At 47.3% G+C, this 20,382-nt stretch carries 11 protein-coding genes and 1 tRNA gene; 11 read left to right on the forward strand and 1 reads right to left on the reverse strand.

The features are described from left to right. The first annotated feature begins 5 nt into the window (after positions 1 to 5). From NG78_RS03025 to NG78_RS02975, 11 genes are all read left to right on the forward strand, one after another. Complete coding sequence (locus NG78_RS03025; RefSeq protein WP_004134497.1) at positions 6 to 554, forward strand: low molecular weight protein-tyrosine-phosphatase; 549 nt, start codon at positions 6 to 8, stop codon at positions 552 to 554. A gap of 88 nt (positions 555 to 642) precedes the next feature. Next, positions 643 to 2,010: a dipeptidase gene (locus tag NG78_RS03020; protein WP_004134499.1), complete on the forward strand. Its 1,368-nt coding sequence runs from the start codon at positions 643 to 645 to the stop codon at positions 2,008 to 2,010. A 52-nt stretch (positions 2,011 to 2,062) separates the two neighbouring features. Continuing rightward, positions 2,063 to 2,716, forward strand: a complete 654-nt coding sequence (locus NG78_RS03015; protein WP_004134501.1) for a DUF3043 domain-containing protein — start codon at positions 2,063 to 2,065, stop codon at positions 2,714 to 2,716. A gap of 157 nt (positions 2,717 to 2,873) precedes the next feature. Next, the gene (locus tag NG78_RS03010; RefSeq protein WP_004134504.1) at positions 2,874 to 3,716 is read left to right on the forward strand and encodes a DUF4191 domain-containing protein; all 843 of its coding nucleotides are present in this window, start codon (positions 2,874 to 2,876) and stop codon (positions 3,714 to 3,716) included. Positions 3,717 to 4,138: 422 nt separating this feature from the next. Beyond that, the gene (locus NG78_RS03005) at positions 4,139 to 4,747 is read left to right on the forward strand and encodes an ECF transporter S component (protein ID WP_004134507.1); all 609 of its coding nucleotides are present in this window, start codon (positions 4,139 to 4,141) and stop codon (positions 4,745 to 4,747) included. Between the two features lie 54 nt (positions 4,748 to 4,801). Next, positions 4,802 to 7,591 carry an ATP-binding cassette domain-containing protein gene (locus tag NG78_RS03000; protein ID WP_004134510.1) on the forward strand — a complete coding sequence of 930 codons (2,790 nt, stop codon included), beginning with the start codon at positions 4,802 to 4,804 and terminating at the stop codon, positions 7,589 to 7,591. A 296-nt stretch (positions 7,592 to 7,887) separates the two neighbouring features. Next, positions 7,888 to 7,960, forward strand: a tRNA-Arg gene (locus NG78_RS02995). A gap of 1,188 nt (positions 7,961 to 9,148) precedes the next feature. After that, a complete protein-coding gene (locus NG78_RS02990; RefSeq protein WP_004134512.1) occupies positions 9,149 to 15,547 on the forward strand; it encodes a hypothetical protein in 6,399 nt (2,132 codons plus the stop codon). A gap of 164 nt (positions 15,548 to 15,711) precedes the next feature. Further along, entirely contained in the window at positions 15,712 to 17,418 is a 1,707-nt protein-coding gene (locus NG78_RS02985; protein ID WP_004134515.1) for a SpaH/EbpB family LPXTG-anchored major pilin, read from the forward strand. Between the two features lie 238 nt (positions 17,419 to 17,656). Continuing rightward, positions 17,657 to 18,004 (forward strand): hypothetical protein, encoded by a 348-nt coding sequence (locus NG78_RS02980; RefSeq protein ID WP_004134516.1) that lies wholly within the window; start codon positions 17,657 to 17,659, stop codon positions 18,002 to 18,004. A gap of 703 nt (positions 18,005 to 18,707) precedes the next feature. Further along, positions 18,708 to 19,814: a class C sortase gene (locus NG78_RS02975; protein WP_004134518.1), complete on the forward strand. Its 1,107-nt coding sequence runs from the start codon at positions 18,708 to 18,710 to the stop codon at positions 19,812 to 19,814. A 271-nt stretch (positions 19,815 to 20,085) separates the two neighbouring features. Here NG78_RS02975 and NG78_RS06155 read toward each other — a convergent pair whose 3' ends face one another. Continuing rightward, positions 20,086 to 20,307 (reverse strand): hypothetical protein, encoded by a 222-nt coding sequence (locus tag NG78_RS06155; RefSeq protein ID WP_032837769.1) that lies wholly within the window; start codon positions 20,305 to 20,307, stop codon positions 20,086 to 20,088. Positions 20,308 to 20,382: the final 75 nt, after the last annotated feature.

Raw genomic sequence — 20,382 nt, forward strand, 5'->3', positions numbered from 1 at the left:
GAAGCATGACTGAAGAATCAAGCAAAATCAAGGTAGATGCGCGTCACCCATACACTGTTATGACGGTTTGCACCGGAAATATTTGCCGCTCGCCAATGGCGGAAATCGTGTTGCGCAACGAGTTTCAGTTGAGGGGATTGGGCGACGTAGTTGCCGTGCAATCTTGCGGAGTTAGCGACGAAGAATACGGAAATCCGATTGACCGACGCGCGCAAAGGGAATTAACTAAACGCGGATACCGCCTTCCGGCGTCGCATTTTGCGCATCGAATTGATGCGGATGAGATTGCGGAAACGAACCTGTTTTTGCCTATGACGGCTTCGCATATGCACTCACTTTTGCGGCTGATTCCTGCGCAAAAGCGCGAGTTGGTGCATATGTATCGCACGTTTGATCCGTCGCTTCCGAAGCCGCAGCCAGGTCGCGAGATGCTGCTTGATTTGGCAGATCCGTGGTACGGCGGTCCGCACGAGTTTGAGGTTGCGATGGATCAGATTGAGCAGTGCGCGCCTTATATTGTCGATTGGGTTGAAAGTAGAATCGCGCGCGCTTAGCACATGATTTGTGAATATAGTTTAAATTTATAGGTATAGTTTTTTTAAGTATAAATTACTGCTCTGCTACTTTTATTTGGGAGGATTTATGGCAGGTTTGGCTGTTGAAGACGTGCGCGCTCGCGTGCAAGACGCTTGGAACGACGTAGTTTCTGTGTTGAATAAGAAGATTTCGCTTGCGGCTGTGTCTGCTAAGGGCATTGCCGGCGAGCATATGCAAAAGTCCGCGCAATACGTGGCTGGGGTATTGCGTGAGGTTGGTATTGACGCGCGCGTCGAGCAGTCCACGAATCCGGACGGCACTCCTGGAGCTTTCGAAGTTGTGGGCTCTCGCATCGTAAACCCAAGCGCGCCAACGGTTTTGCTCTACGCTCATCACGATGTGCAGCCTGTTCCAGACCCATCCGAGTGGGAAACCAACCCGTTTGAAGGCACAGAGCGCGACGGTCGCCTCTACGGCCGCGGCTCTGCTGACGACGGTGGCGGAATCGCAATCCACTACGGAGCTTTGCGCGCACTAAGCGACGATTTGCGCGTAAATATTAAGGTTTTCATCGAAGGTGAAGAAGAAATGGGCTCGCCAAGCTTCATTCCTTTCATCGAGTCGCATAAAGACGAATTCGAATCCGACGTAATCATCGTGGCCGACTCCGGCAACTGGTCCGCCGAAATCCCAAGTCTTACAACGAGTTTGCGCGGAAATACCGACGTAGACGTAAAAGTTAAAGTGCTCGGCCATCAAGTGCATTCCGGCCAGTTCGGCGGCCCAATTTTGGACGCTTACACGCTCGCTTCCATGCTTGTTGCTTCGCTTTATAACAAGGATGGCGACTTGGCAGTGCCTGGAATTGAAGCACAGGAGCCGGTTGGCGGTTTGCAGCGAGATTTGGACGAAGCGCAGGTGCGTGCCGACGCTTCCGTGGTTGATTCTTACAAGCTTGTCGGCACCGGTTCTTTGGCAGCACGCATGTGGACTAAGCCAAGCCTTACGGTAATCGGCATGGACGCGCACCCAGTTGAGGGCAGTTTTAATGTGATCGCGCACGAAACTAAGCTGCGTCTTTCGCTTCGTACCGCGCCTTCGCAGCGTCCGGAAGAAGCGCAAAAAGCTTTGTGTGACTTTTTGGTATCTCACGCGCCTTTTGGTGCGGAAGTTACCGCAGAGCCGATTGATAACGGCATGGGCTGGGCAATGGATCCGGATGCTGTTGCAACGAAGGATGCGCTCGCTTCCATGCGCGACGCTTTCGGCGTGGAGCCGGTAAACAAGGGCGAGGGCGGCTCGATTCCGTTTATTCCGGAGCTTCAGCGCATCTTCCCTAAAGCGCAAGTGCTTGTGACTGGTCCGGAAGACCCTAAGTCTAATGCGCACAGCCCGAACGAGTCGATTTCGCTTTCTGGTTTGCGCGGCAATATTGTGACCGAAGCTCTGCTTTTGGATCGATTGGCCGAGTAATTTCGTTTCTTCGCATCGTTCATGCGTCTAGTCTGTTGAGTAATCTGCAAACATGACATGGAATCCATTTGCAAAGAAAACCGCTGCTAACGAAGCTAAAGTCGGCGAGTCGGCTCAGCAAAAATCAGCCGAAAAATCAGCCGAGAAATCAGCCGAAAAAGCAGCTGTGAAATCCCGCGAAAAAAACGCGCCAACTCCTAAGCGCAACGCGGCTCAAGCGCAAAATCTTCGTCCGCTTGTTCCAGCTGATCGCAAGGCCAGCGCAAAGCAGGCTCGCGCTCGAATTAGGCAGCGCGAAAATATTCAGTACGAGGCAATGCGCACGGGTGATTTGGCGCATATGCCAAAGGTTGAGCAGCTTCCGTGGCGCGTGTATATTCGCGATTACGTGGACGCGCGCTTTAGCCTCGGCGAGTTTTTCGTGCCGTTTGCAATTGTGATTATGGTATGCCTGTTTGTGCTTTCGCGGTTTGTGATTGTGTACATTGCACTCGCTGTGCTGCTGTACACGTATCTTTTTGCTTCCGTGATTGACATGTTTATTATGTGGCGCAAGTTGCGTAAGGAGCTTGTGCGTCGCTACGGCGATGTTGCGGTGTCGAAACAGTCGCGTTCTGGCATGTATGCTTTCAGCCGCGCGATGCAGATGCGTCGCTGGCGTTTGCCGAAGCCAAGTTCGCCAAAGCGCGGAAATTGGCCGAAGTAAGCTGGAGTTAAGCTGACGTTAAGCGAAAATAAGCAATATAGTTAGCGAAAGTTAGCGAAAGTTAGCAATATAGTAATCGCAAATTTATTAATATTTGCACAACCTACTATTATTATTTTGAATACTCAAAATAACGCGAATATCATGGGGTAAACGCATGGCACAAGGTAAATCACAAGACAAATCGCATAGCACGAATCAGTCTGGAAATAAATCCGGAAGTAAATCCGGAAATAAGATGGGCATGCAGGGCATGTTTTCGCAGATTATCCGCATTTATAAGTACACGCATCCTGACGATAAGCAGCTTCCGCTGTGGCTGTCTGTGGCGTTTGCAGCGCCAATAGTTGTGGCTATTGTGCTTGGTTTGCTGCTGCGCTGGTCGATTTTTGCGTGGATTATGATGATTGTTACGGCGGTGATGGTTGGTTTGCTGCTGTTTACGGTTGTGCTTACGAAGCGTGCGGATAAGGTTGGTTACGCGAAGTTGGAAGGTCGCCCTGGGGCGGCGGCTGGAATCGTTTCGGCTATTAACAAGGGCGGATTTACCTTCCCGCAGCAGCCGGTGTGGGTGGATCCTCGCACGAAGGATGCGATTTGGCGCGGCACCGGTTTTAACGGAATCTTCCTTATTGGCGAGGGCAATTACGAGCGCTTGATGCACGCGATGGATCGCCAGGAGCACGCTATTAGAAGCGTTACGGCGGGATCTAATATACCTGTATACCGTATGGCTGTTGGCAATGGCGAAAACCAGGTGAAGCTTAAGGAATTGCGCGGAAAAGTGTTGCGCGCCAAGACTTTGCAGCCTTCGAATCACAAGTTTGCGCTGCTTAATAAGATTCATCCAAACCGCCGATTCTTCCTTACTAAGACGGAGCTGGCGATTTTGAACGAGCGTTTGCGCACGCTGCAAAGCAAGAGCGGATTTGGAATTCCGAAGGGAATTGATCCGACGCGTCCGCAGCGCATAAGCCGTCGTGCGATGCGCGGTAAGTAAATTAAGTAAATTTTAGTGTTTTAAATTTATTGTTGCGTTGCGCTCCAAATGTGAGATAAGTTCCTCGCGTTTGGAGCGTTATTGCTTTTGTATCGCTCCAAACGTGCGCAACTTTTCCGGCGTTTGTTGTCGGTTTTGCGGATTTGGGAAACATTTGCCGTGTAATTCTCTAGCGTTTGAAGGGTTGGCGTCGACGCGGTGCCGTACAATCGTCAATCGACACGGGTGCTTTGCGCCGACGCGTTACTCGCGCCGCCAAAGCTGAGAGAAAACCGCTTGAACGTGAATCCGGGTAATACCGGCGCACGGAGGTCTGTTTTTCCCGTGCCTGAGAGCTGTTGCAAGGTTTCGTTGTAACGCAAAATATTGCATTGCGCACAATGTAACGCATTGCAACACAAAATAAGAAAGGCACATTTTTTATGTCAGAAGAAAATTATCAGATTAACATGCAGTGGCGTGTTGCAGACATCGCAGTTGCTTCCGTAATTGGCGTTGTTTCTGCTTTTATTTACTGGATTGTTGCCATTTTTAGTGAGGTTCCATGGACTGCACTAAACAGCATTCTTCCAGGTTTTGCAGGTATTATTAACGGTCTTTGGCTCTTCGCTGCTCCTTTGGCAGCAGTAATCGTTCGCAAGCCAGGCGCTGCTATTTACGCTGAAGTCGTCGCTGGTGTGCTTGAAGCTTTGATGGGCAATCAGTGGGGTGGCGCTGCAACCTTCGGTATTGCAGTCTTCCAGGGCTTGTTCGCTGAAATTGCTTTCATTATTTTCGCTTACAAGAAGTGGAATTTGAGCACCATGGTTCTTTCCGGCGCTTTGACCGGCATCGGCTGCTGGGCTTACACCTTCCTCGATAAGTTGCAGGCTGTTAGCGTATTCGGCAAGTACGGTCTTCCATACTTCGTTAGCACCGTGGTTTCCGGCATTGTAATCGCAGGTGTTTTGATGTGGTTCTTGTATGTGGGAATCGCTAAGACCGGCGCGTTGGATCAGTTTGCATCCGGTCGCGAAATCCGCGAAAAGTAACGAATAAAGTATTCGCAAAAATTAAAAATCTATCATTGCCATAAAGGATTTACTATGCCTGATGCTGTTAAATCGCAAGAATCTGAAACTTTCCTTCCATCAGCTTCAAGCGATTGCAATAGTGACAGCAGCGCTAATAGCGCTATCAGTAATGCAAGTGATAGCGCTAATAAAGCTAATAACGCTGAACTTCGTTTTGAGCATTGGGGTTATCGTCATGCTTCCCGTCGCGCTTTTGCTGTGCGCGGGTTGGACCTCACGATTAAGGCCGGAGAGCGCGTGTTGCTGCTGGGTGCGTCAGGCATTGGTAAATCCACGATTTTAAGCGGTGCGGCTGGTCTTATTGGCAATGATTTTGTGACTAAAAATAGCGCGAAAAATAGCGCGAAAAATAGCGCAGATAGTGCAGATAGCGCAAAAAATAGCGCGAAATCCCAGCAAACCACTCTCGTCGAAGATGCCGATGGTGGCGTGAGCGAGGGTCGTGTTTTGGTTGACGGCGTGCCTGTTCGCCGCGCGCGAGGCAAGGTTGGGCTTGTTTTGCAGGATCCGGATGCGCAAGCGATTTTCCAGCGTTTGGGCGATAACGTTGCTTTTGGTCCGGAAAATATGAACGTTCCGCGCGAAGATATTTGGGATCGTGTGCGCGAAAGTCTTAAAAAAGTTGGGTTGGATGGCTTGCAGTTGCATCGTTCAACTTCGCATTTAAGCGGCGGTCAGATGCAGCGTTTGGCGCTTGCTGGCGCGCTTGCTATGCAGCCGAGCGTGCTGCTTTTGGACGAGCCGACTGCGAATTTGGATCCGGACGGCACGCAGCAGATTGTTGGCGCTGTTCGCACGGTTTTGGATTCGACGCGCGCCACGATGGTGCTTGTGGAGCATCACGCTGAGCCGTGGATTGAAATGATTGATCGCGTGGTTGTGCTTGGGCTTGAGAATGACGAGGCTGCGAACGGAAATGCGAACGGAAAAGATGCTCACAGTGAAACCGTTCACAGCGAAACCGTTCACGACGACGATATTGCGCGCGCGGCTTCATCTCGCACGGTAATTGTGGCGGACGGCACGCCGGACGATGTGTTTAATCGCACCGATTTGGACTTTGAAGATCTGGGTATTTGGCTTCCGGAGCGCTACAAGAAAAACGTAAAATCTCCTGCAAAATCTTCTGCAGATACTTCTTCCGAAAGTAAATCTTCCGAAAACTGCAATCCGTCAGAAGGCTACGGAGAAGTCCTGCTTTCTACGAAGGATCTCGCAATCAGCCACAGCAGCGAGCCGATTGCGCGTCACATCAATCTTGAGTTTAGAGCCGGGCAGATTACGGCTTTGGTTGGTGCGAACGGCACCGGAAAATCAACGCTTTCGCTAACTTTGGCTGGTCTTTTGCCGGCTGTAAGCGGCGAGGTTGTGGCGAGCGAGGCTCTTGCTAAAGGCGCGAACGGCGCGAATCCAATGAAGTGGAAGTCGCCGGATTTGGCGAAGCGAATTTCGTATGTTTTCCAAAATCCGGAGCATCAGTTTGCGTGCGGTTCGGTGTTGGACGAGGTTATGCTTGGCCCGCTTCGCACGGGAGTTCCGGCGGATGAGGCGCGTGCGAATGCTCAGGAGCTGCTGAAGCGATTCCGTTTGGCGCGCTATGCGAATGCGAATCCGTACACGCTTTCGGGCGGTGAAAAGCGGCGACTGACTGTGGCGGCGTCGCTTGCTGCGGCTCCGCGCGTGCTGATTTTGGACGAGCCGACTTTTGGGCAGGATCGCAAAACTTGGCTGCAAATTATTCGCTTGATTGCAAGTTTGCGCGGCGAGGGCGTGAGCATTATTGTGGTGACGCACGATCGCGAGCTGGTTGAGGCGTTGGATGCGCGCTTGGTGGAGCTTGTGCCGGATGCGAAAGCTGAAGGTGCTGAAGGTGCTGAAGTTACGGAAGATGCAGAATCTGAAGTGAGTGCAGAAGCTGCTGAATCTTCTGAATCTAGCGAATCTTCCGAAGCTCTTTCCGCAACCACTGGCGCAACCGACATTTCGCAAATCAAAGTGAGTGCCGTCAACAATCGCAGCGAAAAGCCGAAACTTTCCAGCAGATCGCCGCTGATTGCGTCGATGAATCCGGTATTTCGTATTTTTGGAGCGTTCGCGGCTTCGATTCCGCTGATTTTTACGCTTGATTGCGTGTCGGCTTCGGTGGCGCTGGTGCTGGAATTTGCGATTTTCGCGTGCATCAAACTTACTCCGTGGCGCGTGATTTATCTTTCCTGGCCTGTGTGGGTGGGTGCGCCGACTTCCGCGCTAACCGTGCTGCTATACGGCAAAAGTGGCGGAAATACTTGGTTCCAGTGGTGGCTTATGCATGCCACGGACCGATCGGCGATGCTGGCCGTTGCTACCGCGCTTAGGATTTTGGCGATTGGTATTCCGTCGATTGTAATGGTGATTGGCATGGACGCCACCGATTTGGCGGATGCTTTTAGCCAGGTGCTGCATTTGCCGGATCGCTTCGTGTACGGCGGTTTGGCGGGAATTAGGCTTTTTGGAGTGCTGCAGGATGATTGGGCGGCGCTGACGGCGTCGAGGCGTTCGCGCGGTTTGGGCGATGAGCATCGCGTGAGGGCGTTCTTCCCACAGTCGTTTGCGCTGCTTGTGCTTTCGATTCGACGTTCGACGACGCTTGCCACGGCTATGGAAGCGCGCGGTTTTGGGGGAGTTGGGGCGCGTTCGCACGCTCGCGTGAGCAGTGTGCATGCGCACGATTGGTGGATTTTTGCGGTTTGCCTGATTGTGCCGCTAATTGCGGTTGCGTCGGCGCTTTACTTCGGAACTTTCGCATTCCTCGGCGGCGCGTGATACCAGCGCTCCAAATGTGCGCAACTTTTCCCGTGTTTGTGGTTGTTTTTGACGAAGTTGACAACATTTGCCGTGTTTTTTCTCTGGCGTTTGTTGTCGTTTCTGCCGAATCTGACCACATTTGCCGTGTATTTTCTCTAGCGTTTGTTGTCGGTTTTGCCTAAGTTGACCACATTTGCCGTGATTTTTCTCTGGCGTTTGTTTCCGCTCCGAGTTGCTTTCGCGCGCGCTGTGCTGCGCTCAAGCAGGTCGTCACGCATCGCATCCCCACTGGCGTGTATACTTTCTCGAGTCGCGGGCCTGTAGCTCAGTGGATAGAGCGTCTGCCTCCGGAGCAGAAGGTCGTGGGTTCGAGTCCCATTAGGCCCACTTTTGATTTTCTTGCGTATTGCGCGTGCAACTTTTCTCGCGTTGGCGCGACGACTGCTTGAGCGCTGCGATTTAGCGCGCGATGACTTGCTTTCTGCGCGAGTGTCTCATTTTGCCCATTTTGGGACACTGGTGCAGATGAGTTACTGCGTTATTGTCTCTGTTTGGTTGTTTTCGGACATTAGTGCAGATTGCGTACTGCGTTAGGGTCTCATTTTGCTTGTTTTGAGACATTCGTGCAGTACTATTACTGCGCGCGTGTCTGAAGACCGGCGTAGTGAAACATTTGCCGTGTATTTTTACTGGCATTTGTTGTCGGTTTGGTCGCGGCTGACCACATTTGCCGTGCAATTTTCCGTCGTTTGTTGTCGGTTTGGGTTGGAATCTCGCCCGTCCGCTCTACCACAGCATATAGCACCACGCTGCGCGCAGCATACCTACATGTAGTATTTTAGCCCGTGGAAGCGACCGGCTTTAGACACACCGAAGACGCAATTTCGTCGTTTTGGCGCCGGAAATTATTCATTCTAAATGCATTTTTCAGTAGATTTTTTAGCGGTACTAGTAGATTATAGGAATTTTTCCATATGCGCGATTATATGCAATATTATATGCCCTTTTTGCTTGAAATCGTTCATGGGGGGGGGTATAACTACTAAAGGCTTTAAAAGTACCATACTATTTTACTGACCGCTTTAGTCGCCACACTTGCGTATAGGGCTTATAGGTATGTATACTCTCTACCTGTGGTTGGATTGCTACGCGTCACTGCACGGCATCATGCGCGGCACTGCTACTAGCTTAGAGTTGGCTTGAGCACTTGGCTTTGAGTGTGACTAGTAGCGCTACTTATTAGTAGTACTACTGATTGGTTGGTTGACGGTTGGTTGACTAGTTAATTGATTGGTTGTCTGCCGGTTACTTGCTAGTGAGTTGCTAGTGAGTTGACGGTTGATTGGCTAGTTAGTTGACTAGTGAGTTGGCTGATTAGTTAGCTTCGGTTGGAAGCTTGCTGATTAGCAGGGTAGATAGAAGGCTGCGGTTGGCGGCTTACTAGATAGAAGGCTGACGGTCAGCAGGGCTGCGTTTGCTCTGCTACACGGCTCGTTTGCTCTGCTACACAGTATGGTTACGCGAGGTTTAGAAGCTGCGGCTTTTGCGGCAGCGAAGGATTAGGAAGGCGAGAGAATGTTACCAGCAAAGTTCCGTGGATTCGCATCACGAGTGGGTCGTCTTGCGTCGCGCGCTTTGGCTTGGCGTAAGACCAGCGAGCGCGATGCCGCCGTTCGTACTTCCAGCAACGTCACCATCGCTTGCACTGCTCACCCAGCACACACTCTTCGTCGCGCGCTTTTCGCAATGTTCGTAGCCGCCGCCACCATAGTAACCATGCTCATAGTGCCGCCGGTAAAAGAAGCAAATGCAACTCAGGCTTGGTGGGATTACGCTGGCAATGGCTACTTTACTGATGGCAACTTCTGGGTTGGCGATGCTGTTCGTGATATCTCTATTACCTATCCGAATATTGAATATAATCAGTGGGATAGTGATTATGGTAAAAGCGGAACTAAGATCAGCTGGGATATTGTTTTCAACCAGGAGTCCATTGGGTTTGCTTCTGCTTCGTTGAAACAACTTCCTCACGGCAATCAGCCTAAGGATGGTGCGTCTTGGGAAGGTAGACCGCTTTTTATTGTTTTTCTTCCAAAGGGTCTTAGGGATGGGGATAGAAATAATAAGAGTTCTGTTTACATTACACGAACGAAAACAGTGCGTACCTTTGACAATGAATTACATAAATTTGTATTTTCAAATGAAGTAAAACATAATCACCAACGTCCTGCAGAATTTGCTACAGGTAGGAATTACTCTTACGCTGATGGCGATAAAGATTTTCAGACTGTTTGGAATGCAACTTTTGGTAAATATGGCGAGAAGGCTACTTGCGGCGAATTTAAGGATCAATATGGTTTTTGTGAAATTCGCAAGTGGCGAGGTAGTCCGAATAATCCAAATGATTCCAGCAATAAGTTTGGTCGCGTGCTAGCCGATTGGGGACAGGCTGATACTACTTATGGATATAAGTGGCACATAGAGGCTTTCGTTGAGGATGGTGTTAATCCGGAAACATTGCCTATTATCGCTGGTTGGAATTCAAATGGTACTCTTGGCAGTTGGGGAAGTGGTACACGTAACAAGTGGGCTGCTATGGGTCCATTTGATACTGATGGCGATGGTATTCCTGATTACGTTGAGCATCAAGTAAAAATGAATCCGACAAATGGCGATGAGATTTCATACCCTCAATACAATAATTCAGATGATAAAAAGTATGGGCAAGATAATATTCCTATTACTACATATCATCGCCCTGTTACAGTGAAACCGTTTGCAAGAACCGGTGAGTGGGGAGGTGATTCTTCGCATGGCAGTTTTGAATACGATGGTGGTACGACTACTAATTTGCCTACCAATCTTGGCATAAAATATGAGCTTACTAACAAAATTCCTGAAGGTGTAAGAGTAGTTAATTCTTCATCGAAGATGCCTGAGGGCTCTGTGTATATTGATAGCAGAACTGGTCATGTAACTTATAATCCTAGAAAAGAAGATAAAGGCAAAGTTCTTGAATTTGGGACAAAAATTACTTATCCTAATCCTTCTCGATACCCGTATAACTGTAAGTATTATGATCGTGGATCTTTCGTTACGGAGCAGCACCCAACTAAAATCAAGGTCGTTTCGCAAGCCTCGCTGTACAACCCTGTTTACACTCCAGTTGATTTGACGGAAAAAACTGGTCAGGATCAGAGAGATGTTAATCCGATTGTTTACACTGCTAAACCACAAAGCGTTAAGGATCCAAGCAAGAAGCATGCGGATAGTATTCAGGCTGGTGATCTTCCTAAAGATGCTACTTTTGAGCTGAAGCAGTATGTAAAAGGTAAGAATAGGAGCGATTCCGTTCTTGATTGGTCTCACATAGATTCGCAATATAAAAATAGTGGACAAGTCCGTTTTTATTCAAACAAGTGGAGAGAGCCTGGAGACGGGAAGTTCCGTACTCCTGTAGTAGTTCACTATGCGGATGGTTCTAATTCTACGGATGACGATGCAGCTAATGTTGACGCAAGAGGAGATTTTAGCAAGAGCGTAGTGTATGCTTCGGTTAATCTTAAGCGTCCAAATCCTAATGATTCTGAGCTGAAGCTGAATATTTATAAGGGTTACGGCAGTAATAATTTAGGAGATAATGGCTCTGTAACTATTGATGTTAACGATCCGCTTAAACCAAGTATTTGGATTGATTCGTGGGCTCAGTATCAAATTGGTCAAATATCGTTGAAGTCACTTTGTTGGAAGGAAACAAAGGAAGGTAATAGTGTCAAGAAGGAGAACTATACCTTTAGTGACCTGTCTAAAACGAATAACGATAATACTATTAACGGATTGACTTTTAAGCAGACTGAAAAATGGCCTCATGCTAGCGATAGTGAGCAGGAAACTTGCTTTGCTAACGGAACGTGCAATAGCAAAAAGTTGTTTGATAAGGACGCTTTTACTATTGAACGTTCGCGTGGTGAGATTTCCGGCACGCCTGAGAAGGGCGGTAAGTACGTTTGCCGCGTGTTTGCTTTGAGAGATGGAAGCCAAGCAAAAACTGATTTTGATACCGCTGTCAATAAGAAAAACTATAACGTCACTTTGCCTAAAAATAGTCAAAAATTCGACTGGCAGTCTAAGACAGTAACTTTTGTTGCGCATTCTTTGGCTCACAAATATAACCCTCAGTACAAGAAGTCGTATGTGAAGATTTTGTCTGAAGCTACTTCGGCTGCTCCAGTAAGCCATCGTGGTGCTAACGGCGCTGGTAACGACAAGAGTCAACAGGATCTTGTGCCAGAAGGTACAAGTTTGCCAAAAGGCACATGGTTTGAGTTAAAGAAATACTCAAAACATTCGGATTCAAAAGATAAGCTTTCGTGGTCTAGTTTTAAAGATAAGCAGAGTAACAAGAAACAGAATAAAAATGAAGCCGAAGATACTACTTCTGACACTGCGTATGGCAAAGTTACTTTTAAACCATTAAGAGGTACAGAACTTAAAGAGTATTTCGCTCCTGTAATTGTGCATTATTCAGACGGTTCAACTTCCGAAGATCCAGATTCTGGTAACCTTGGCAAACCTGTGTATGCACCTGTGTCTGTGACTAATCAACAATATCAAGATGATGATTTAAAGCTTAAGGTTTATTCACACCTTGGTGCCGGCGGAAGACAAATTGAGGATAACGATAATACTGGTATTCGTTTCCGACCAGGTGAAGTGTTAGGCGACGCTACTGGCAACACCAAGCCAATGTTCTTTGACTCGTGGTCAAGTGCTAAGCCAGGAAAAATTTATCAGCGTATGCTTTGCTATAAAAAGAATCCACAAACTGGTAAACCTGAAAGCTATGAGATTGATGGTGTTAATGGTCTAAAACTTGCTGGTCGAGATGGCAATACACAAAGCGGTAGTTTTGTTGTAGGTAAACCTTCTCAATGGCTTACGGCTACTGAAAAGCAGAGGAATGAGTGTAAAGCCGATGGTAGCAAATGCAACCGTAACCTTTACTTATATGGTGATGAGCATGATACCACAGAACGCACTTGGGGCTGGTTACAAGGTAATGTAAACAAGAATAGTGGCGACTTTGTTTGCACTGTGTACGCTATTAAAGACCTTGAAAATGGAAGTAAGCATGGCGATTTGCAAACTAAGTTTGATACAGAGCTAAATAAGTTTGTAAAGAATCCTGGCGATCGCAATTTTGAAGATGTTATTAAGACAGTCTTAAAGGATCAGAAGGGTAGCAAAAACAATCCTATTGATGCCACTCAAAGGCACGTTGATTGGGATTCGGTAACCTTCCCAATTCATGTGCATAACGACGCTCACTACTACAACCCTCAATATATCCCCCTTACAATGGAGGCCGGCACCAAACAAGCCACTGCTTTGCCTACAAGCGCGAAGGATGCTAATGGTGCTGATAAGTTGCAAGACGATGTGCGCGTAGGCGATCTGCCTGACGGAACTTGGTTTGAGTTTAAGAAATCTTTAAGCTACACATTCTTTGAGGATGATCAAGATAATAAAGCTGACTCTGGTAATTCAGCTAAGAATCCTACGGGCAAGTTTGGCAAGGTTACGTTCCGACCGCACAGGTGGTTCCCTGCTGCATCTGAAAAAACGCAGGTTATTGTGCATTATCCGGACAATTCCACTTCGGAAGACAAGGATTCTGGTAACAACGGCAAACCTATTTATGCGACGGTAAACATTACGCGTAAGCATGATGAATATGCTAATAATTTGCACTTGAATGTTGGCGATAAAGAAGGTAGTGGCGACTGGCAAAATCTTACGATTAGCCTTAGTAAAGACGAGGAGCTCAAGACGGCTAATCAGACGATTCGTTGGCTTGATTCTTGGTCCGTGTATAAGCCTGGAAAAATCAATTTGCGCACAATCTGCCATAAGGTTAATCCAGATGGCACTATGTCTCACTACCAGTCGGGCGGCATTGCTGGCATTAAGATGCAAGATGTAAAGATTTGGGATCATACAGAGGATGCGAAACAGCAGAAAGCTTGCGAGAATGATAGGAGCAAGTGCCACCCTGATACGCAGCTCTACGACGATTACATTACGAATGGTAACTCACGCAACACTACAGAGCGTACTCGCGGATGGATTAAAGGCACAGCTAATGAGACTGGCGACTACGAGTGCGTAGTGTACGCGATTAAAAATAAGCAGCATCTTATTAATGACAATGACGATTTGCTTGATAGATTCGACAAAGCTGTAAAGTCAATTACTCCAGATAAAAACGGAAAAGTAACACCAAGTAACACTGATCCTTTGAGTGGCTTCAAGTGGAATCTTGATGGAGATACTGGCAAAACAGCGGCAGTGGAAGGCGTTGACTATGCGAAGCGCACAATACCAATCCACATTCATACGCAAGCTCATAAGTACAATCCAGTGTACGAAAAGGTGTCTGTGCAGGCTGGTAAGGAAGTGCAGTCTGGTTTGCCAAAGAACAAGAAGCCGACTGGTGATCAGGTAAAGACTGACTCGCTTGCGTATCAAGCGATTGCGAATGGTGAAGCCTTCCCTGATGGCACTTGGTTTGAGCTGAAGAAAGAAGCGTCGTCGCCTGCAAACTACGCTAATGCATACGATTGGTCATTCTGGAAGAATGGTCAGAAGGATAGCAATGCGCCTAAGGACCAGAGTAATCCATTAAGTCAGGATCCAACTAACCCACTCAATCACAGTGGTAAAGATGTTGGCGTAGGCTCAGGCTCTAAGTATGGAAACGTTACATTCCGCCCAGACGTAACTATTGCGGCTAAAGATTACTACCAGACGCATGTGATTGTGCACTACCCAGACGGCTCTACTTCGGACAATCCTGATGCTGGTAATAACCAGTTTAAGGCTTCTTCCAGCGCAACAAGCACCATGAACCCTGTGTTTGCCAAGGTGCAGGTGACTGATTTAGGCTATAAGGGTACTGATTTGAGGATGGTTCTAACTAAAGCTAAAGATACAGATAGTCCTCTTAATAGTAAGAGTGATCTTACAGTAATGAAGGGCATTGGTCTTCTTAAAAACCCGTTTGTGCAAGCGTGGAGCGTAAAAGATAAAGGCAAGATCAATCTGCGCATGATGTGCACTAAGCAAGGCGAAAATAAGTGGAGCCACGGGCTTGAAAATACGTTGAACATGCACTTGGGTAATGGTTACGGCGAGAGCACTCCTGAATGGACCTTTGCTAACGAAGCGCAGCAGAAAGAGTGTAGAGAAAATGGATTCTGCCATGCTGAACGTGTTCTCTACGGCTTGCTGAATGATAATGCTCAGCCTGGAAGTGTAGAAAGTGCTGTGGCGCGCAGGGAAGAAGAAATCGAGGGCGATCCTAAGGAGACCGGAACGTATTCTTGCTCTGTTTTTGCGCTGAAAGATAAGGCGCTTGATGCTTTTAATAAAGTTGTTACCAATGGTTCTACATCAACTGATATGTGGAATATAAATCTTAGTTCTGATGGCTCTCTAGTGAAATCTAAGGACTGGGATCGCATATCGTTCAAGGTTAACGTGGTCGAGAAATTCGCTCTGCCAAAGACCGGCGGGGACGGGCTTAGCATGGTGCTGCTGGTGGTGGCGATGATCGGCATGTGCGTTATGTGCGGCGCGTTCTTCGTTGATCAGACGAAGTGGGGTCACGCGATGCTCGTTGGCGCGGCTGGTGGTGTTGCCGGCGCGGCTGCTGGCATGATGTGCGGTTTGCGCTCCGCTACGCAAGCTGTCATCACGCGAAACAGCAACGGCAACCGTGACGGCAACAGCAACCGTAACCCCAACAGTAAAATTTCCGAAATTTGGCGCGGTTTAGTCAAAAAAGTCAAGAATATTAGGCGATTTGACGATTATTCTGTGTCCGTAAAAGATTTTGTCCGCAAAGCCACCGGATGGTTGCGTGCCGCATTGAGGCGCGTCGGAAGGTGGGCTGCCGAAAGGTGGCGATGCTGATGAAAAAATTTGCACGCAAACCTGCACGTCGGCTGGTCTAAAGACGCAACTGGCTCGCAAGCTTGCATGCGATTCGCGCTAAAACTTGTTGCGCAGAAAAATTAAAAATAAACGTATTTTCCTCAAAACCTGCCCCAAAAGGGGCCTGAACAAAGGAGAAGAAAGTGAATAAATTCACTAAACAATGCGTGGCCGCTGTGGCCTCGCTCGCAATGGCTGGCACGCTGTGCGTCGCCGGCGCCGTGGTGGCTGGCAGCTCCGCGTGGGCTGTTGATGGGACTGAATGCACAGCCAACAAGGCACCATGGGATACAACCCAAACCGCCAACTGCGTTGGTTCCATCACCATCAAGAAGTATGAGGATAAGGGTAATGGTGATACATCCGTTCCTCTTCCTGGTGCTAAATTCAAGGTACAAAGAGTTACGAAGCTTTCTACCTCTGATACCACAAACACAGATCTCAAAGATTATAAGAACTGGGAAGCTCTTGCTACTAAGGTGAAATCTCTTAACGATAATCCTAATCAGGCAGGCATGGAATTTGATGCAAGTGCTACGCAAGAAGCTGTAACAGGTTCTGATGGTTCGAAGAAATTCAGCAATCTTCCTATCGGCCTTTATAAGGTAGAAGAAACACAGCCAGCACCTGGCCACTCTAATGACGTTACACCGTTCTACATGACTATTCCAGAAATCACTCATGAAGCAAATAAGCAAGTTACCTATGACTACAATGTAACTGCAAAACCAAAGAATCAGAGCCTTGCTGGTAAGATTACGAAGACTCTTGTTCGCGGTGAAAATGAGACAGCATTTGTGGGTAATGGCGATACCATGACCTACAAGATTTCTGCTGCTGTTACTAGTAACACTGCTACAGAACGTAAGAATTGGACTAAGGATGATCTGACGGGATACACTGTATTCGATCAGGCTCCTGCAGGTGTATTCAATGACTATACGGCAGCTGTTGTTAAGTCTGCAACAGTGGTTTATAAAGAAAACGGTACTACAGATAAATCTGTACCTTTGAAAGATGATAAAGGTACTAATAATATCTCTGTTGCTACTGAAGATGTTAAAGGTAAAGATAACAATACAACCGTAGCAACACGTATTAAGGTTTCTTTCAATGAAACTGGATTAACAAGCATCGCAACAGCAGCTAAAGCTGACGCTAATGCAAAGGTAGAAGTTGAATTTGCGTTCACGATTAAGGATCCTACGCAAGTCACTGAAAAGAGTTTCACCAATAAGTCTGGTTTTATTCCGGGACAGGGTAAGAATAAGCCAACTCCAACCCCAGAAGTTCCAGGCGATGGTGGCTCAACGGTTACATCCAATTACGGATACTTACAGGTGAACAAGTACGACGGTACTTTTAAATCAACAGATGCGAATACTCAGACGTCTAAGCCTAAGCTCGCTGGCGCTAAGTTCAAGCTCTTCGCTAAGAAGACTGATGCTGACGCATGTGCTGCAAATACAAGCGCAACTGAATGCCAAAACGCTTCAAAGGTTGGCGAACTCACTACTGTTGACGGTGGTAAGTTCCAAACTCCTGTGAAGGTTGTTGTTGATGATTCAACGCACCCATTCTACATTGTTGAGACTGAAGCTCCAGCTAACTATGAGCGCGATCATCAGGCCCATAAAGCAGTTGTTCTTGCAACTTCCACGGAACAAAATCCTACATCCGTCGACATTGCTAACGTGCCAACAAAGGACAACGGTTCTTGGTTCCACCTTCCAAAGACCGGTGCTGCTGGCGTTGTGATCTTCGCATTGGCTGGCGTGTGCTTGGTGTGCTTCGGCATCTTCGTCTTCATGCGTAACCGCAAGAAGGATGAAGAGCAGCAGGCTGCATGATTCTTCGCAATTCTTCAGAATTGCAATCAGCTAGGCGATTAAAGCTGTAAACGCGCTTCGCGCGAGATTTTAATCGCCTGGCTATAATTAAATACTCAGCAGGCTGCACTGTGTTCGCGCTTTGCGCGAGCATCCCTCTTCTTCGCACAGTGCAGTCTGCTGTCTTATTCTTTCTTTCCGTTCGGAAAAAACATTAATCAATAACAACAATGAATCATTTATTAAACAAGAAGTTAATATGTTTGGACATGCATTAGATGAGTATAAGAATGATTTAGGTGAAATCAAACACGACGAAAAAGCGTTAAAAGAAAAACTTTCGAGAGTAAGGTTTAATTACAATTTTTGTCATTGCTTTTCTTCTGGATTTATTCTTTCATTTTTTGTAGGAGTATTCATTGCGTACGTACTTAAAATGGAAATGAATGCTTATTCTTTTGCGAGCATTATGGCTATTTGCATGATTGCATTGTTTGTGCAGTGGATTATCGTTTATGCGGAATGTATTTGTTATGAGGAAATGAAGCTTGCTGAAGATGAACTTGAAAAAATAAATAACACAGTTCAACCAAATTCTAAGAAATAAGTATGCGTATTAGCAACTGTAACTTAGTGCGTCGTAGTATTTTCGGTAGGTAGTTGCACTAAGATGAGTGCCTGCTGGAGTTAATGTAGCTTTGCATCAATGCTCTGCAGACGTTGATTCCTGTTGATCAGCGAACGCTAACATCCGTGCTGCTGCACACACCACACCAAACCCACTCTCAACCACCAACCCACCCGAAGCTTAATTGTGCGACTTTAGTTGCACTTAGTAAACCACGCACTTTCGTAACAAACTTAACGAGTCTATGAGTTTTGTGTTGCAGGTTAACGTGTTGAGAGGCTGGAAAAATTGTGTTCAGCAATAAAAGAGGACTGAGGAAGCAACATTGTTAAAAGATAGGCGAACACAATAGAATGCTTTAACAGTTAAAGCGACGAAGGACTGGGCGCGACGACCTGCCGGAGCGCTTAAAGCGTAGCGCGCGAAGGCAACTCGGAGCGTGAGCTTGCTCAAGTTGAAAGCACAGTGTGCTTTCAACGCAAGCTCAGCAGCGAGTACACGCAAAGTGTACGAGCGCTATAAGCGCAAACACAAATTTTCCAGCCTCGTCAAAAGCAAATAACAAGAACACCAGCCAAAACTCATAGACGATAAGCAAGAATAACGAAAATAAAAATCGCGAATAAACTAAACAAAATAACCAAATCAATCTAAGCCAAATTATCCAACGAAACGAGGAAGCATGAAATTAAACAGCGCCGTTACGAAAGTATATGCTTTCCTCAACAAAATCTCCCAAAACAAGCTTTTCAAAAACCAAGCTAACGCAACTCAAACTAACGCAACCAACTTAACCGAAACCAACCCAACCGCAACCACAGAAACCGAAAATAACGCAACTACCGCACCAAATCAATCAAAACCCCACGCCGCCCACAAATCCCAGCAAAAATCTATGCTCCGCCGCATCATCGAGCCAATAGCCTTCGTGCTCGCGGGCCTGCTGTGCTTTGCGTATCCGGTGTGCTCTACGCTTTGGAATAATCGCGTTTCTAAGGAAATTTCTTCCGAGTACGATAAGTATAATCACGATCAGGCTGGCGATGTGCGTCGTGCTCATATGCGCGCGGCTCGCCGCTATAATGCGCGTCATAAGGCGATTATTACGTCTGATCCGTACGATGGCACAACGGATTACATGAATAAGCCGGAGTATAAGGAGTATGCCAAGCAGCTTGATGAGCCTATGGGCATTATGGGTATTGTGAAGATTCCGAAGATTGGCGTGAAGCTGCCGATTTACCACGGTAGTTCGCAGGAGGTTTTGGCGCATGGTGCCGGCCACTTGTATGGTACGGATTTGCCGGTGGGCGGTAAGAATCGTCATGCGGTGGTGACGGCGCATACGGGTTTGCCGGATGCCACGATGTTCGACGATTTGGTGAATTTGAAGAAGGGTGACTATTTTTACTTTGATGTGCAGGGGGAGACGCTGCGTTACAAGGTGTTTCGCATTAGCGTGGTCGATCCGCACGACATTAGTTTGCTGCAGCGCGAGAAGGGGCGTGACCTTGCGACGCTGCTTACGTGTACCCCGTATGGCGTTAACTCGCACAGACTGTTGGTGACTGGATACCGCGTGCTGCCGGATCCGGTGAAGGCGCCGGAGGACCGCGTGCAGTGGCCGCTTTGGATGACGCTGTTTGTGCTTGCTATGATTCTGACGTTTGCGGTGTTGGCAACGATGGTTGCGACTTTGTGGCGTAAGAAGCGCGATGAGATTTATGTGCGCGGACGGCATTTGCTGGCGGTGTCGCGCAGTGTGCTGCGTAAGTTAGGGCGCGGGTAGCGCTGGGCGTGTGACGCAGCGCGGTGGCGCAAATCGTCGCGCGCGTTTGGAGCGCTACACGGCCTCAAACCCTCCAAATGTGGGGTAACGCTCTCACCGTGTAAAGTTTCTGCCGTTTGTATCTATCGTCGGTTGGCTGAAAAATTTACGGTTTATATTGTGCAACGCACTAACATTTGTTGGTAATTAGCTCTAAATTTCTTAAAAAATAGTAACATTATGTATTTTTTCTCAAGTCTCATGTAAATTATATGTTAATACAGAATTTTTTCTATGTTGACATCGCAGAAAATATTTGTGTAAAAATGGCTAAATTAAGCCATTTTTTATATAAAATGTGATTTTCTTCATATTTTTGTTTGTGAAAACGCAATTTATTTGGAATTGTTTCTGTCTCAAACAGTGCTAAAGTTTGTGAAAAATATTTTTGTTGCATCTGCTGAAAAGTGGCATTATTTGTTGATTTATATGGGTGGGGGGTATATCTTCCCATTTGATATTTAGCGGAAATGCTTTAAATGAGCGTAACAAAAATATTTACACCTATAGATGAAATTGTGCTGGAAAT

The sequence above is a fragment of the Gardnerella greenwoodii 00703Dmash genome, assembly GCF_000263635.1.
GTDB lineage: Bacteria > Actinomycetota > Actinomycetes > Actinomycetales > Bifidobacteriaceae > Bifidobacterium > Bifidobacterium greenwoodii.

Coding starts and splice junctions, on each gene's coding strand:
- NG78_RS03020 (WP_004134499.1), top strand. CDS start 643: ATGGCAGGTTTGGCTGTTGAAGACGTGCGCGCTCGCGTGCAAGACGCT.
- NG78_RS03005 (WP_004134507.1), top strand. CDS start 4,139: ATGTCAGAAGAAAATTATCAGATTAACATGCAGTGGCGTGTTGCAGAC.
- NG78_RS03000 (WP_004134510.1), top strand. CDS start 4,802: ATGCCTGATGCTGTTAAATCGCAAGAATCTGAAACTTTCCTTCCATCA.
- NG78_RS02990 (WP_004134512.1), top strand. CDS start 9,149: ATGTTACCAGCAAAGTTCCGTGGATTCGCATCACGAGTGGGTCGTCTT.
- NG78_RS03015 (WP_004134501.1), top strand. CDS start 2,063: ATGACATGGAATCCATTTGCAAAGAAAACCGCTGCTAACGAAGCTAAA.
- NG78_RS03025 (WP_004134497.1), top strand. CDS start 6: ATGACTGAAGAATCAAGCAAAATCAAGGTAGATGCGCGTCACCCATAC.
- NG78_RS03010 (WP_004134504.1), top strand. CDS start 2,874: ATGGCACAAGGTAAATCACAAGACAAATCGCATAGCACGAATCAGTCT.
- NG78_RS02975 (WP_004134518.1), top strand. CDS start 18,708: ATGAAATTAAACAGCGCCGTTACGAAAGTATATGCTTTCCTCAACAAA.
- NG78_RS06155 (WP_032837769.1), bottom strand. CDS start 20,307: ATGGGAAGATATACCCCCCACCCATATAAATCAACAAATAATGCCACT.
- NG78_RS02980 (WP_004134516.1), top strand. CDS start 17,657: ATGTTTGGACATGCATTAGATGAGTATAAGAATGATTTAGGTGAAATC.